At 55.1% G+C, this 14719-nt stretch carries 11 protein-coding genes and 1 pseudogene; 5 read left to right on the forward strand and 7 right to left on the reverse strand.

Annotation, left to right across the window (positions count from 1 at the left end; genetic code table 11):
• Nucleotides 1-101: 101 nt before the first annotated feature.
• On the forward strand, nt 102-443 hold the full coding sequence (locus tag F4V72_RS12600) for a RamA family antibiotic efflux transcriptional regulator (protein ID WP_000155633.1): 342 nt from the start codon (nt 102-104) through the stop codon (nt 441-443).
• Between the two features lie 5 nt (nt 444-448).
• Here F4V72_RS12600 and F4V72_RS12605 read toward each other — a convergent pair whose 3' ends face one another.
• The 4 genes and pseudogenes from F4V72_RS12605 to F4V72_RS12620 form a co-directional block, all read right to left on the reverse strand.
• The gene (locus tag F4V72_RS12605; protein ID WP_000682500.1) at nt 449-697 is read right to left on the reverse strand and encodes a DUF1158 family protein; all 249 of its coding nucleotides are present in this window, start codon (nt 695-697) and stop codon (nt 449-451) included.
• Between the two features lie 66 nt (nt 698-763).
• Nucleotides 764-1882 (reverse strand): YbdK family carboxylate-amine ligase, encoded by a 1119-nt coding sequence (locus F4V72_RS12610; protein WP_053508466.1) that lies wholly within the window; start codon nt 1880-1882, stop codon nt 764-766.
• Nucleotides 1883-1893: 11 nt separating this feature from the next.
• Nucleotides 1894-2599: pseudogene (gene entD / locus F4V72_RS12615) on the reverse strand (enterobactin synthase subunit EntD).
• Between the two features lie 47 nt (nt 2600-2646).
• On the reverse strand, nt 2647-4902 hold the full coding sequence (locus F4V72_RS12620) for a TonB-dependent siderophore receptor (protein WP_150342461.1): 2256 nt from the start codon (nt 4900-4902) through the stop codon (nt 2647-2649).
• 188 nt (nt 4903-5090) lie between these two features.
• Here F4V72_RS12620 and fes point away from each other — a divergent pair, with 188 nt between their 5' ends.
• The 4 genes from fes (at nt 5091) to wzz(fepE) (ending at nt 11818) form a co-directional block, all read left to right on the forward strand.
• Nucleotides 5091-6305 (forward strand): enterochelin esterase, encoded by a 1215-nt coding sequence (gene fes, locus F4V72_RS12625; RefSeq protein WP_053529297.1) that lies wholly within the window; start codon nt 5091-5093, stop codon nt 6303-6305.
• Between the two features lie 30 nt (nt 6306-6335).
• Nucleotides 6336-6554: an MbtH family protein gene (locus F4V72_RS12630; RefSeq protein WP_053508460.1), complete on the forward strand. Its 219-nt coding sequence runs from the start codon at nt 6336-6338 to the stop codon at nt 6552-6554.
• On the forward strand, nt 6551-10435 hold the full coding sequence (gene entF / locus F4V72_RS12635; protein ID WP_136058415.1) for an enterobactin non-ribosomal peptide synthetase EntF: 3885 nt from the start codon (nt 6551-6553) through the stop codon (nt 10433-10435). Before F4V72_RS12630 ends, entF begins: the two co-directional genes overlap by 4 nt.
• A gap of 246 nt (nt 10436-10681) precedes the next feature.
• Nucleotides 10682-11818 carry an LPS O-antigen length regulator Wzz(fepE) gene (gene wzz(fepE), locus F4V72_RS12640; protein ID WP_070803499.1) on the forward strand — a complete coding sequence of 379 codons (1137 nt, stop codon included), beginning with the start codon at nt 10682-10684 and terminating at the stop codon, nt 11816-11818.
• A 54-nt stretch (nt 11819-11872) separates the two neighbouring features.
• Here the strand turns inward: wzz(fepE) and fepC are convergent, their stop codons facing one another.
• The 3 genes from fepC to fepD are packed head-to-tail and all read right to left on the reverse strand — an operon-like array spanning nt 11873 to nt 14660.
• Nucleotides 11873-12667 carry an iron-enterobactin ABC transporter ATP-binding protein gene (gene fepC, locus F4V72_RS12645; protein ID WP_000140616.1) on the reverse strand — a complete coding sequence of 265 codons (795 nt, stop codon included), beginning with the start codon at nt 12665-12667 and terminating at the stop codon, nt 11873-11875.
• Nucleotides 12664-13653, reverse strand: a complete 990-nt coding sequence (fepG, locus tag F4V72_RS12650; RefSeq protein ID WP_072162034.1) for an iron-enterobactin ABC transporter permease — start codon at nt 13651-13653, stop codon at nt 12664-12666. Before fepG ends, fepC begins: the two co-directional genes overlap by 4 nt.
• On the reverse strand, nt 13653-14660 hold the full coding sequence (fepD, locus tag F4V72_RS12655) for a Fe(3+)-siderophore ABC transporter permease (protein WP_053529301.1): 1008 nt from the start codon (nt 14658-14660) through the stop codon (nt 13653-13655). Before fepD ends, fepG begins: the two co-directional genes overlap by 1 nt.
• Nucleotides 14661-14719 lie beyond the last annotated feature (59 nt).

Below are 14719 nucleotides of genomic sequence, written 5' to 3' on the forward strand. Positions count from 1 at the left end.
AAGCCATCTCACAATTTGTGTGGTTATTACTATGCTTATTGCTATTGCAGTAAATGTGCGGTGTGGGAGCCGTTGACGAGTTTGATAGAGAGGAGAGCACGATGACCATTTCCGCTCAGGTTATCGACACGATTGTCGAGTGGATTGATGATAATTTGAATCAGCCGTTACGTATTGATGATATTGCCCGTCATGCGGGGTATTCCAAGTGGCATTTGCAGCGCCTTTTTATGCAGTACAAAGGGGAGAGTCTGGGGCGCTACGTGCGTGAACGGAAGCTAAAACTGGCGGCGCGCGATCTGCGCGACACCGACCAGAAAGTGTATGATATTTGTCTCAAGTATGGTTTTGATTCGCAGCAAACCTTTACGCGCATTTTTACCCGCACGTTCAACCTGCCGCCAGGCGCTTATCGCAAAGAAAAGCATGGCCGTACGCATTGAAATGTTTAATCGGCCAGCGAAAACCAGCGCCGCCAGATAAAGCGAATAACATAATATTCCAGCGTGCCGAGCAGCAGAAACCATAAACAAAACAGCAAAGTATAAAGCTGGTTGAGATCCATAAGATGAAAGATCCCGACCAGCTTTTGCGCCAGCGCAAGGCCGAGCGAAGGGGCGGGCAATAGCAGGCTGGAGAGCAACGCCATCAGCAAAATACCGGCAGCGGTCATCAATGATTCAAGCGGGTGTTTCATGGTTTTGTTAAACGTAAGTTAAAACACCATTGTCCGGGATATCGCCTGGTAAGGCAAATATGCTGTCTATTGTCCCGCCCAGATTTCACAATGTTTTTGTACCAGGCCTATCAGCGATCCGCCGTCGGCAATAAACTCCCGCATATATTGCGCTTCGTTACCGCCTTTTTTCACCTGCAGACGTAGCGCGTCAATTGCGCTGTCGGCGCCCAGCTTGCGCGCAGAGGGGGTAACGTTGTCCAGCAGATGCAGCGTATCATCTGCCAGCCGACGGCGGTCGCTGGTATAGACATCGGTTAGCACGCCCTCCAGACCATAGCGGCAGGCCTGAAAACGGTTGAATTTATATAACAGATAGTCTTGCTCCTGCGGTTTAAAGGGACGTTCGGTCAGCAGCCAGTGAGCGGTCGCCTGAATCAGCCCTGCCATATTGATAGCATGATCAAGGGTGAGCGGCGTATCCATCACCCGAACTTCTACCGTGCCAAAGGCAGGGCTGGGGCGGATATCCCAGTGCAAATCTTTGATGCTGTCAATCATCGTGGTGTAAGACAGACGACGAAATAATCCGGCAAATTCTTGCCAGTTACTGACCCACGGCATGGGACCGTTATCGGGAAAAGCGGAAAAAATATTCAGACGCGCACAGGCAAAACGGGTGTCAGAGCCTTGCATATAGGGGGACGCGGCGGAGAGCGCAATAAAATGCGGCACAAAACGCGACAGCCCGTGTAAAAGGTAAATCGCATCGTCGCCATTCGCGCAGCCGACGTGGACATGCTGGCCGAAAACCGTCGCCTGTTGAATTAAGTAGCCGAAATTTTCCAGCGTGCGCTGATAGCGCTCATTATCACAGACCTCCTGACGCTGCCATTTTTGAAAAGGGTGCGTACCGCCGCCGCAAATGCCGAGATGGTGTTCCGACGCCGCCTGTAAAATAACGTGTTGTATGGCAGAAAGCTGGGCCGCCGCCTGGTCAATGTCGCGGCAGACGTCCGTGGCCATCTCCAGCATACTTTCGGTGATATCGTGTTTAATTTCTCCCGCAGTAACTTGGGGCTTAACGGTGTCAATCAGCGTAGAAGAGTCCTGACTTAAATCGTAGCCTGGCGGGTTGACCACCTGCATCTCCAGCTCAATACCAAGCGTATAAGGTTCAGAAACGTGAAAATCATTCAGCACCATAGCGATCTCATTTATCGGGTTATTGCGCTAAGTATAGAAGCGGGAGCGCTCCTGTCGTGGGGAAAGCGCGTCATTCCAGGAGCAGAGCGTAATAACGCTATTATCACGCTGGAACCACCCTATATGGACGATACGTTCAGCCATCGTGGTGACAAAGGCTGGCAGCAGATTTAACGAGATTTGCGTGGCGGTAAGCGAAGTAATTTTTGCGCTATCGAATCCCGGTAGTGTGGCGTGGTCTGAAAAGGCTTTATAAACGCTCTCCTTGGCGGAAAAAGCCAGCGTCAGGGCAAGCGGAAAAGGGAGCGAGCTCGCCTGGAGAATTTGGCGCTCATCGCTATCAATAATGGATGACGCCAGTTCTGTCGCGGTATGCTGACTCATGATTTTTTCTATATCAACGCCGATGCGCTGTCGGGATATGACTGCCAGCGCCGTTGACGCGCAGTGGCTGATGCTGCCAAATACGCCGTCCGGCCATAGCGGCTGTCGCTTATCGCCAATACCGGGCGCCGTCCTGACACCCACCTTGCGTAGCGCATGAACGGCGGCGATGCGGCCAGCTAAATGTTCAGCTTTACGCTTGCGTCCGGCAGACCGGAGCCGATCATGATGAGGAAGCCATAACAGGTCGTGTTCATGAAAGCTGCTCGCATCAAAGTCGACGATATGCAGCCTGTGTTCGGCAAAGGGAAGGGAAAAATGGGATGTCAGCATGGTCTCTTTCAAACTCCCTCCCCCGAACGAGGGAGGGAAGATTGGCATCAGAAATGGGTATTAATGCTCATATACCACGTACGGCCCGGTTCGTTATAGGTGTACGCGCCAGCGCCTGCCATATAGGCGCCAGTTTGAGTATCTCTAACGGTTTGCGCATTACCTTCACGCCACAGACGTTTGTCAAAGAGGTTATCCACGCCGCCGGTCAGGCTGACGTTTTTGGTCACGTCCCAGGTCGCGCTCAGGCCAACAATACTGTATGGGCTGACCGCTTGCTTATCTGTTCCGGTAACGGGTTTCCCCTGATAATCATATTTCTTCGGCGCTTGTTTACCGTACCAGGTGAAGGTCGATTGCAGAGAAACGTCCTGACGTACCTGCCAGCTCAGGGTTGAGTTAAGCGTGTACTGTGGAATAATCGACAGACGTTCGCCGGTCTCTTTGTTTTTGCTCTGCAGCATATACGTAACGTTATTTGTCCAGTTTACGGTGTCGCTAACCGGTACGTTTAACGTGCCTTCCAGACCTTCAACGACCGCTTTCGGCACGTTCTCCCACTGATAGACATCCGTTTTGCCGTTGTTGATACGCTGCAACGGCACCGTACCCGCTTCAATCTTATTGCGGTAATCATTGCGGAACCAGGTGACGCCGGCCAGCCAGCCATCGCGTTTAAATTCCAGACCAATCTCTTTGTTGATGCTGGTTTCGGCTTTCAGATCATCGTTGCCCATCATATAGCAGCCGATGCCGGTGCCAGCGCCAGTCGCGTAACAGCCCTGACCTTTACTATACAGAATATAGTTCGGGTTAGTCTGGTACAGACTCGGGGCTTTATAAGCGCGGGCGATACCCATTTTCAGAGTAAAGTCATCCCCCAGACCTTGCGACAGGTTCAGCGACGGGCTCCAGTTATCCCCCACAATACTGTGATGATCGAAACGTAGCCCCGGCGTCAGCATGGTGCTGTCGGTCAGTTCCATGTTGTTTTCGGCAAACAGAGAGAAAATTTCCGCTTTTGAATAGGGGCTACGATTGGTACTGCTGTAACCCGGGATATTTCCCCCCATAAAGGTTTGCGAGTTGGAGAGCATGTCTTTCATACGCTGTTGGGTCCATTCGGTACCCAGCGTCAGGTTTTGATTGACCAGCAGATCAAAAGGAATGCTCACTTCGCTGTGTAGGGTGACGTCATTCAGATCGGCATCGGTATATTTTTGCGACGCTTTTGGATCGAAAATCCCTTCGGTGCCGCCTGCTAAGCCTTCCGGCATACGGGAGTTACGGGTATGTTCGTATTGCACCCAGTTACTGGTGGTTACGCCATTATCCCAGCCGCCGTTCCAGGTCAGAGAGTAGTTTTGCCGATAAAGACGATTCGTCTCTTTTCCGTAATTATCTTTCACCAGTTGGTTCGTATTGGTGTTCTGGGTATCGCCGGCATAGAGGTTGCCCTGGCGACTGTAACCGGCCTCCAGCTCCAGAGACTGAAGCGGAGCAAAATCCCAACGAACCACGCCGTTGATATCTTTGTTAATTACCCCCTCACGCCCTGCCGGTAACGTGTCGGCGTAACTCCCGGTACGTTCAGATTGATGCCCCTGGTTAATATTACGCGCATCAGCCTGCGTTTTATCGAGGTTGCCATACAGACGGAAGCTGAAATCCCCGCCCAGCGGGCCGTTCAGGCTAAAGTTAGTGCGTTTGGTCGCGCCTTCGTCTTTATGTTCCGGCGCGTTGAAATATGTATTCCAGGAGCCGTGCCACTCGCTACTGCCTTTTTTGGTAATGATATTGACCACGCCACCCGCTGCGCCGTTACCGTAACGTGCGGCGGCAGGACCACGCAGCACTTCAATTCGTTCGATCATCTCCGGCGGTACCCACGCGGTATCGCCGCGGGTATCGCGTTCGCCGCGCCAGCCCAGACGTACCGAGTTACGGCTGGTAACGGGTTTACCGTCAATCAGGATAAGGGTGTTTTCCGGCCCCATGCCGCGAATATCGATTTGGCGATTATTCCCGCGCTGACCGCTGGTGGAGTTGCCGGTCAGGTTCACGCCCGGCATGGTGTGGATGATTTCTGATACGTCGCGCGCGGGCGGATTTTTGCGGATCTCATCGGCGGTGATGGTGGATACGCCTGGCGCCTGTAGGTTTTGCTGGGCGGCAGTCACCACGATGGTATCTTCATTGTTGAGCGCAGCGCTATCGGTTTTCTCTTCCGCCATCACGGGCAGAGCGGCCCCGTAAATCCCTAAATTGGCCAGTAAGGCCAGGGAATGAATCTTCTTGTTCATTGTATATCCTGCTTTTCTTTAGCCACATAAGCCCAGGCGCCCGTCAAAGGCATTGGTCGGGTGGTGAAATTGTGTTCGCGCTTCCCATAGCGCGACAATACGCTATTGCAAATGCAAATTGTTATCAATAATATTATCAATATATTTCGCTATTTATATGCAAAATTCATAATAAACATAGGGTTATAATGGAAGAGGCGCTGGCGACGGGAAGTGAGGCCTGGTGGAGGACCAAAACCGGGCCGGAATGGGTACGGGAAAAAAACGGAAATTATCGGGTCACTTTTTGGTGGCGCGACCCGCAGGGAAATGAAACACATTCCCCGATACGGCGTGTCTGGGTCTACATCACTGGCGTGACCGATCATCATCAAAACGCGCAGCCTCAGACGATGGCGCGTATTGCCGGAACGGATGTCTGGCGCTGGAGCACGGTGCTTAGCGCTAACTGGCGCGGCAGCTACTGTTTTATTCCTACCGAACGCGATGACGTTTTTGCCGCTTTTGCGCCGGGCGAAACGCCCGATCGAAACGTACTGCGTGAAGGCTGGCGACAGTTATTACCGCAGGCGATTGCTGACCCGCTTAATTCACAAAGCTGGCGGGGAGGGCGTGGTCATGCGGTTTCGGCGCTGGAAATGCCGGATGCGCCCCTTCAGCCGGGATGGGATCGCCCTGAAACGCCGTATTCACCGCCTTTGAGGATGCAGTGGCATAGTGAACGTCTGGGCAACTCCCGCCGCGTATGGATATTGACGACCGGAGATGAGGCGCCGGAAGAAAGACCGTTGGCTATTCTGCTGGACGGTCAATTCTGGGCGGAAAGTATGCCCGCCTGGCCCGCGCTCGCCTCGCTGACTCATCAACATCTTCTTCCCGGCGCCGTCTATCTGCTGATTGACGCGATTGATACTCAACACCGTAGCCAGGAGTTGCCCTGCAATGACGACTTCTGGCTGGCGGTGCAGCAGGAACTGTTGCCGCAAGTCAGAGCGGTGACGCCTTTTAGCGATGATGCCGGGCGAACGGTGGTTGCCGGACAGAGTTTTGGCGGCCTGTCGGCGCTGTATGCCGGCCTGAACTGGCCGACGCGTTTTGGCTGTGTACTGAGCCAGTCAGGGTCTTTCTGGTGGCCCCATCGCGTCAACTCGCTGGAGGGGGAGGTGATTACCCGACTGAAAACCGGCGCATTATGCGCGCGCGGACTGCGCATCGTACTGGAAGCCGGCGTGCGTGAGCCGATCGTTTTTCAGGCGAATCAGGCGCTTTATGCCCAACTGAATACCTCGCAGCAGTCCATTTTCTGGCGTCAGGTTGACGGCGGACACGATGCGCTTTGTTGGCGCGGCGGGCTAACGCAAGGGCTGATGCTGCTTTGGCAGCCGCTTATCGACACGCTTTAATCGGGCACATGTCCACGACAGGAGTTGAGTATGGAATTCAGTAATCCCTTCGATAATCTGCAGGGACAGTTTTATATGCTGCAAAATGCGCAGCGTCAATTCAGCCTTTGGCCAGCAGAGTGCGCGCTTCCCGCAGGCTGGGACGTGGTATGCGAACCGCAATCGCAGGACGCGTGCCAGCAGTGGCTTAATACGCGCTGGACAACACTGAATCCGGCGCATTATGCCGATAAGCAGGAGGCGAAATGACGCAGCGTTTACCGTTAGTCGCCGCCCAGCCGGGGATCTGGATGGCGGAAAAACTCTCTGATTTACCCTCCGTCTGGAGCGTGGCGCACTATGTGGAACTGAACGGCGAGCTGGATGCCGCCTTGCTGGCAAAAGCGGTAGCGGTAGGGATGCAGCAGGCGGATACGCTACAGATGCGTTTTACCGAAGAGAATGGCGAGGTCTGGCAATGGATCGATCCCGAGCGCACGTTCGGCGAGCCCGCGATTGTCGATTTACGCGACCAGGCCGATCCGCATCACGCGGCGCTGGCGTTAATGCAGGCGGACTTACGGCAAAACCTGCGCGCAGATAGCGGTAAGCCGCTGGCGTTTCACCAGTTAATACGCATTGATGATACCCGCTGGTATTGGTATCAGCGCTATCACCATTTGCTGGTGGATGGCTTTAGTTTCCCGGCGATAACCCGCCAGATTGCGACGATTTATTGCGCCTGGCAGAGCGGCGCCCCTACGCCGGATTCGCCTTTTACCCCCTTTGCGGATGTGGTTGAAGAGTATCAGCGCTATCGCCAGAGCGAGGCCTGGCAGCGTGATGGCGCCTTCTGGGCGCAGCAGCGTTGCGAGCTGCCGCCGCCAGCGTCAATTTCTGCCGCGCCGTTGCCGGGGCGATCGGCGAGCGCGGATATTCTGCGTATGAAATTGAGCGCGCCGGAGGGGGCGTTTCGCCAACTGGCGGCGCACATGCCTGAGATACCGCGAGCGGATCTTGCCCTGGCGCTGGTGACCTTGTGGCTGGGACGATTGTGCGGGCGGATGGATTACGCCGCCGGATTTATCTTTATGCGGCGGATGGGCTCGGCAGCGTTAACGGCGACCGGGCCGGTCCTTAACGTTTTGCCGCTGGCGATTAACCTTAATGCGACGGAAGACCTGCCAACGCTGGCGAAGCGTCTTGCGGCGCAGTTAAAGAAAATGCGCCGCCACCAGCGTTACGACGCCGAACAGATTGTACGCGATAGCGGGCGAGCCGCTGGGGAGACTCCGCTATTTGGTCCGGTGCTCAATATAAAAGTGTTTGATTATCATCTGGATCTTCCTGGTATACAGGCGCAAACCCATACCCTGGCGACGGGGCCGGTTAACGATCTTGAACTGGCGCTCTTCCCGGATGAAAACGGTGGTCTGGATATTGAATTGCTGGCGAATGCACAGCGTTACGATGACGCCACGCTCTCCCGCCATGCCTTACGGTTGATGGCGCTTATCACGCAGTTTGCTGATAACCCGGCGCTGCGCTGTGGCGATGCGCAAATGCTGCTGGCGGAAGAACAAACGCAATTAACACACCTTAATAATACGGTGGTAACTATTCCCGTCGCCACGCTCAGCGATTTGGTGGCGCAGCAGGCGCAAAAAACGCCAGAGGCTTCCGCACTGGTAGATGCGCATTATCACTTTACCTACCGTGAAATGCGCGAACAGGTTGTGGCGCTGGCGCACGCGCTGCGGGAACGCGGCGTTCAGCCTGGCGATAGCGTGGCGGTGGCATTGCCGCGGTCGGTTTTCCTGACCTTAGCGCTGCATGGTATTGTCGAGGCGGGTGCCGCCTGGCTGCCGCTGGATACCGGTTATCCTGACGATCGGCTACGAATGATGCTGGAGGATGCGCAGCCGAAACTGTTAATTACGACTCAGGCGCAGCTGGCGCGCTTTCACGATATTCCGGGGATGGAATATTTGAGCTATAGCGAACCGCTACCGATCAGTGACGCGACTCCGCTGGGGCTGTCGTTACCGCATCATACCGCTTACATCATTTTCACCTCAGGTTCGACGGGCAGACCGAAAGGGGTGATGGTGGGGCAAATGGCGATAGTGAACCGGCTGCTGTGGATGCAGGATCACTATCCGCTGACGGCGGATGATGTAGTGGCGCAAAAAACGCCGTGCAGTTTTGACGTCTCAGTATGGGAGTTTTTCTGGCCGTTTATCGCCGGGGCGAAACTGGTGATGGCCGAGCCGGAAGCGCACCGCGACCCGCTCGCGATGCAGCGGTTTTTTGCGCAATACGGCATCACGACCACCCATTTTGTACCGTCGATGCTGGCGGCCTTTATTGCCTCGCTAACGCCAGCGTCGGCTGAAAAAAGTTGCGCTTCCTTAAAGCGGGTTTTCTGTAGCGGCGAGGCGCTGCCGACGGCGCTGTGCCGCGAATGGGAGACGTTAACCGGCGCGCCGCTACACAATCTGTACGGGCCGACGGAGGCCGCGGTGGATGTGAGCTGGTATCCGGCCTGCGGTAATGAGCTGGCGGCCATTGACGGCAACAGCATCCCGATTGGTTATCCCGTCTGGAATACCGGCTTGCGTATACTCGATGCGCATATGCAGCCGGTGCCGCCGGGCGTGGCTGGCGATCTCTATCTCACCGGTATCCAACTGGCGCAGGGCTATCTGGGGCGTCCGGATCTTACCGCCAGCCGTTTTATCGCCGATCCTTTTGCGCCAGGCGAACGAATGTACCGTACCGGGGATGTGGCGCGCTGGCTGGATTCCGGCGCGGTGGAATATCTGGGGCGCAGCGACGATCAGCTCAAAATTCGTGGTCAACGTATTGAACTGGGTGAGATTGACCGCGTCATGCAAACGCTGCCGGATGTTGAACAGGCGGTAGCGCATGCCTGTGTCTTTAATCAGGCGGCGGCGACGGGCGGAGATGCCCGGCAACTGGTCGGCTATCTGGTTTCTCACTCCGGTTTGCCGCTGGATTTACCGGCGCTGCAGGAAAAATTACGCCAAAAACTTCCCGCGCATATGGTGCCGGTTGTGCTGTTGCAACTTGCCAGTTTACCGCTTAGCGCTAATGGCAAGCTGGATCGCAAAGCCCTGCCGCTGCCGGACCTGACGCCGCGCGTGAAAGGGCGTGCGCCGCAGTCCGCAACGGAGATTGCTGTCGCAGCGGCGTTTTCCCGCCTGCTGGGCTGTGAGATTAACGATGTTGAAAGTGATTTCTTTGCGCTGGGCGGACACTCGCTGCTGGCGATGAAACTGGCCGCACAGCTAAGCCAGACGTTTAACCGCCAGGTGACGCCGGGACAGGTGATGGTGGCATCTGACGTGGCGCAATTGAGCAAGCTGCTCGATACTGACGATGATGAATGCTCGCGCAATCTGGGGTTCGGGCCGCTGTTGCCGCTGCGTGAAAGCGATGGTCCAACGTTATTCTGTTTCCATCCGGCGTCGGGGTTCGCCTGGCAATTTAGCGTATTATCACGCTATCTCAGCCCGTCGTGGTCGATTATGGGGATTCAGTCGCCGCGCCCCGCTGGCCCTATGCAAACCGCAACCACCCTTGATGAGGTATGTGAACATCATCTGGCGACATTGCTCGCCCGGCAGCCGCATGGCCCTTATTATTTATTAGGCTATTCGCTGGGTGGGACGCTGGCGCAAGGGATCGCCGCCCGGTTGCGCGCGCGCGGCGAAACGGTGGCGTTTTTGGGATTACTGGACACCTGGCCGCCGGAAACACAAAACTGGCGGGAAAAAGAGGCGAATGGCCTTAATCCGGACGTGCTGGCGGAAATTGAACGCGAACGCGCGGCGTTTGTCGCCGCTCAGCAGGGAAATGCATCCGAAGCCTTATTTGCCGCTATTGAAGGCAATTATGCTGATGCCGTCCGTTTGCTGACGACGGCGCATAGCGTACCGTTTGATGGACATGCTACGCTTTTTGTGGCGGATAAAACGGTGCCGGAAGGCGTATCGCCAGAACAGAGCTGGTCACCGTGGATAGACTCTTTGGCTATTTATCGCCAGCCGTGCGCGCATGTGGATATTATTTCGCCCGCCGCTTTTGAAGCTATTGGGCCCATCATCTGTAAGCTAATTAATAAATAACGGGCATTGCTTTTGCTTTTAACAAATTAAATCGCGAAACCCATAATAATTAGTAATTATGGGTTTTTTATTGCAACTATTAATTCATTTAACATAAGTGATACATGCTGCAGGCAAGTTCAATTCCGAGTATTGTGCTTTTCTGACGCTGGCGTGCAAAGATTGTTTCAGATAATTCTTACTTACTGTTAGAATCTCCAACAGGAAGGTGTTTTTTCATTAGATAAAGTTTTCAGGTCATACGGCATGTCATCTCTTAATATAAATCAAGAAAAAAATCAGCAATTTGCAGGTTACCCACTGCCGCCCGCCAACAGTCATGAAATCGATTTGTTTAGCCTTATGGATGTGTTATGGCAGGCGAAGCGTCGTATTCTTGTTACCGTTTTTGCCTTCGCGTGTATGGGGTTGCTCCTGTCCTTTCTGCTGCCGCAAAAATGGACCAGCCAGGCAATTATCACACCGGCGGAATCGATACAGTGGCAGGGACTGGAGAGAACGTTGACCACGCTGCGCGTGTTGGATATGGATGTAAGCGTTGATCGGGGCGGTGTATTTAATCTGTTCATTAAAAAGTTTAGCTCGCTGTTGCTGCTGGAAGAATATCTTCGTTCTTCTCCGTATGTCATGGATCAATTAAAAGGTGCGAAAATAGACGAGCAGGATCTTCATCGGGCGATTGTCGCGCTGAGCGAAAAAATGAAAGCGGTGGACAGCAATGTCGGCAAGAAAAATGAAACGTCGTTATTCACGTCGTGGACGTTGAGTTTTACCGCACCGACGCGGGAAGAAGCGCAAAAGGTGCTGGCTGGCTATATTCAGTACATCTCTGCTATCGTCGTGAAAGAGACGCTGGAAAATATTCGTAACCAGTTGGAAATCAAAACCCGCTATGAGCAGGAAAAGCTGGCGATGGATCGGGTACGCCTCAAAAATCAACTTGATGCCAATATTCAACGTCTTCATTATTCGCTGGAAATAGCCAATGCCGCCGGAATTAAGAAACCGGTTTACAGCAATGGCCAGGCGGTAAAAGATGATCCGGATTTCTCTATTTCCCTCGGCGCGGATGGTATTTCCCGCAAACTGGAAATTGAAAAAGGGGTAACGGACATAGCCGAGATCAACGGTGATTTGCGTAACCGTCAATACCATGTTGAACAACTGGTGGCAATGAATGTGAGCGACGTGACGTTTACCCCGTTTAAATATCAACTGTCGCCGTCTCTGCCAGTGAAAAAGGATGGCCCGGGTAAAGCGATCATTATTATCCTGGCGGCGCTAATTGGCGGTATGATAGCCTGTGGCGGCGTATTACTGCGTCATGCGATGGTCTCGCGTAAAATGGAAAACGCGCTGGCGATAGATGAACGGTTAGTCTGATTTACACCAAAAAGCCGGATAGCGATTATCCGGCTTTTTCATATGTGTGGGTGACTATTGCCGCCCCAGCGGTACAACCAGCGGCGTACCGGCAACCGGATCGTCGATAATCATACAGCGCAGGCCATAGATTTTTTCGATAAGCTCCGCGGTAACAATCTCTTTCGGCGCACCCTGCGCCACAATGTTACCTTCGCGTAATGCAATCAAATGGGTGGCGTATCGGCAAGCCTGATTCAGGTCGTGCAGGACGGCGGCGAGCGTATAGCCTTTTTCGCGGTTGAGATCGCTTAACAATTCCAGCAAATCAATTTGATGGCTAATATCCAGCCACGTCGTCGGCTCATCCAGCAGCATGATGGACGTTTCCTGCGCCAGCACCATGGCTATCCACGCCCGCTGGCGTTGGCCACCGGACAGAGTATCTACGCTTTGCGTCGCCAGTGAAGTGATACCCGTTGCACGCATGGCATTAGCGACGGCGTCGGCATCTTCCTTACGCCAGCGGGTAAATAAGGGCTGATGTGGATAACGCCCCCTGGCGACCAGCTCTTGTACGGTGATATCGCCCGGCGTGGTGGCGTTTTGCGCCAGCAAACCGATTCGCCGCGCCACCTCTTTACTGGCGTAACGCTGTATTTGTTCGCCATCCAGCCAGACATGGCCGTCAATGGGCGTCATTAGACGGCTTAGCGTGCGTAGCAGAGTTGACTTGCCGCAGCCGTTAGGGCCGATGATGGCGGTAAAATGGCCGTCCGGAATCGAAACGTTAAGGTTTTTTGCGACGGTATAGCTGCCATAACCCAGAGTTAACTGGTCGCCGCGCAAACGGGCTACGGATTCGGTCATTTTTTGCGGGACTCCTGAATTAACAAGACGATAAGGTAAATACCGCCGAGGCTGACGGTGACCACGCCCACCGGAAGCTGATAAGGCATAAACAGTTGCTGCGCGCACGCATCGGCGGCCAGTAGTAATAAGGCGCCACACAGCGCCGACTGGGTTAATCCCCAGCGAGCTGTGCCGCTAAGGCGGCGGGCGATGTGCGGCGCGACAAGGGCGATAAACGAGATGGGGCCAGCCAGCGCCGTTGCGGCGGCGGTGAGAGCCACCGCCACCAGCATCATCATCAGGCGTGACCGTTCCACGCTAACACCCAGCGCGCAGGCGCTGTCATCGCCCATCTCCAGCAGCCGCATGCGACGTACCAGTAGCGCGGCGCCTGTCAGCATCACAATAATCAGCGGCGCCGAAGGCCAGGTTTTCGCCCATGTCAGACCGTTGAGCGACCCGGCGTTCCATAAGCCGGCGGTGAGCGCCGTTTCCAGCGATGCCTGCAACAGAAGCCAGGTATTAAAGGCGACCAGCATAGCGCGGATGCCGATACCGATGATAATCAGCCGGAAGGTTTCAATCCCGTTACGCCAGGCCAGCAGCCAGACAATCAATGACGTGACGATACCGCCTGCCATTGCCGCCAGCGCGATCGCGGTAAGATGCTGGCCAAACAGGACCATTGCGACCAGTACGCCGCTCCAGGCGCCGGTATTAAAGCCCATCACATCAGGGCTGCCTAGCGGGTTACGCATCAACGACTGGAAAATCGCTCCGCTGACGCCAAGCGCAGCGCCAATCAGCAGCGCCATTAATACGCGCGGTAGCCGCCATTCGGTTACGACAAGGGTGATGTTACGCGGCGCGTCGCCCAGCAGCGCGGCAATAATCTGCCCGGTATCAAGAGGCACGGCGCCGCGTTGCAAACTCCATAAGCCAATGGCCAGGCAGCCTGCCGCCAGAAGCAGGCAGCTTACGATAAGCCGACGAGAAAGAAACATCACAGGCCGCCTCCGCCTGATTTACGGCGTACCAGAAAAATAAGTACCGGCGCGCCGATAAACGCGCTGACGACCGATACGCGGAGTTCGCCCGGCACCAACAGACGTCCAATAATATCGGCGAAAAGCAGCAGAGCAGGGGTCGCCAGTAGCGTCACCGGCAGCGACCAGCGGTGGTCGGCGCCCACCAGCCAACGCGCCATATGCGGCATCATCAGACCAATAAAGGCGATAGGGCCAACCAGCGCCGTTGCGCTGCCGCACAGGACGGTAATCGCCAGTAAACCGATAAGTTGGGTGCGCGCCACTTTACTACCCAGCGCCGTCGCGGTATCACTGCCGAGGCTCAGGCTGTTCAGCGTACGGCTCAGAAATAGTGCCACGATCCCGGCTATAACCACGGGCGCGAGCGCGACTTTCAACGTTTGCAGGCTGCGAATGTCCAGCGATCCCGCCTGCCAGAAGCGAAGCTGGTCATAGACCTCTGGATTTAACAGCGCGATGCCGCTGGTCAGTCCTTCCAGTACCGCGCCAAGCGCCACGCCCGCCAGTGTCAGGCGGACCGGGCTTAACTGACCGCCGCCCTGACTGCCGGTGAAGGCGACAATCAGCGATGCGATAAGCGCGCCGCTAAATGCCATGAAAAGCTGCTGCAGCGGCGTGGAGAAACCAAACAGCACCGCGCCCAGTACAATGGCGAAACTGGCGCCGTTGTTAACGCCCAGAATCCCCGGATCGGCGAGCGGGTTACGGGTGAGCGTTTGCATGAGTGCCCCGGCAAGACCCAAAGCGCCGCCTGCCAGTAATCCGGCCAGTGTTCGCGGCAAACGCGCATCCAGGACGATGGTGCAATCGGCGCTTTGGCAAACACCGGTGAACGCGTCCAGCACGACGGCGGCAGGCAGCGGTTTCGCGCCAATGACCAGACTTAAAACCGCGGCGAGAATCAGCAATAACAACAATCCGGGCACGGCAAACGCGCGCGTCACGGAAAACGAGCATGGCATAATAACTTCCCTGATAATGATAGTAATTATCGTTATCTATCTTATTTGGTTATGTTAGC

The organism is Salmonella enterica subsp. diarizonae (genome assembly GCF_008692785.1).
In the GTDB taxonomy this organism is placed as follows: Bacteria; Pseudomonadota; Gammaproteobacteria; order Enterobacterales; family Enterobacteriaceae; genus Salmonella; species Salmonella diarizonae.

What these genes read in the sequence shown, in the direction of transcription:
- F4V72_RS12630 (WP_053508460.1), top strand. Translation starts at nt 6,336, where the DNA reads ATGGAATTCAGTAATCCCTTCGATAATCTGCAGGGACAGTTTTATATG.
- fepG (WP_072162034.1), bottom strand. Translation starts at nt 13,653, where the DNA reads ATGTTTCTTTCTCGTCGGCTTATCGTAAGCTGCCTGCTTCTGGCGGCA.
- F4V72_RS12620 (WP_150342461.1), bottom strand. Translation starts at nt 4,902, where the DNA reads ATGAACAAGAAGATTCATTCCCTGGCCTTACTGGCCAATTTAGGGATT.
- F4V72_RS12600 (WP_000155633.1), top strand. Translation starts at nt 102, where the DNA reads ATGACCATTTCCGCTCAGGTTATCGACACGATTGTCGAGTGGATTGAT.
- fepC (WP_000140616.1), bottom strand. Translation starts at nt 12,667, where the DNA reads ATGACCGAATCCGTAGCCCGTTTGCGCGGCGACCAGTTAACTCTGGGT.
- fepD (WP_053529301.1), bottom strand. Translation starts at nt 14,660, where the DNA reads ATGCCATGCTCGTTTTCCGTGACGCGCGCGTTTGCCGTGCCCGGATTG.
- entF (WP_136058415.1), top strand. Translation starts at nt 6,551, where the DNA reads ATGACGCAGCGTTTACCGTTAGTCGCCGCCCAGCCGGGGATCTGGATG.
- fes (WP_053529297.1), top strand. Translation starts at nt 5,091, where the DNA reads ATGGAAGAGGCGCTGGCGACGGGAAGTGAGGCCTGGTGGAGGACCAAA.
- F4V72_RS12610 (WP_053508466.1), bottom strand. Translation starts at nt 1,882, where the DNA reads ATGGTGCTGAATGATTTTCACGTTTCTGAACCTTATACGCTTGGTATT.
- F4V72_RS12605 (WP_000682500.1), bottom strand. Translation starts at nt 697, where the DNA reads ATGAAACACCCGCTTGAATCATTGATGACCGCTGCCGGTATTTTGCTG.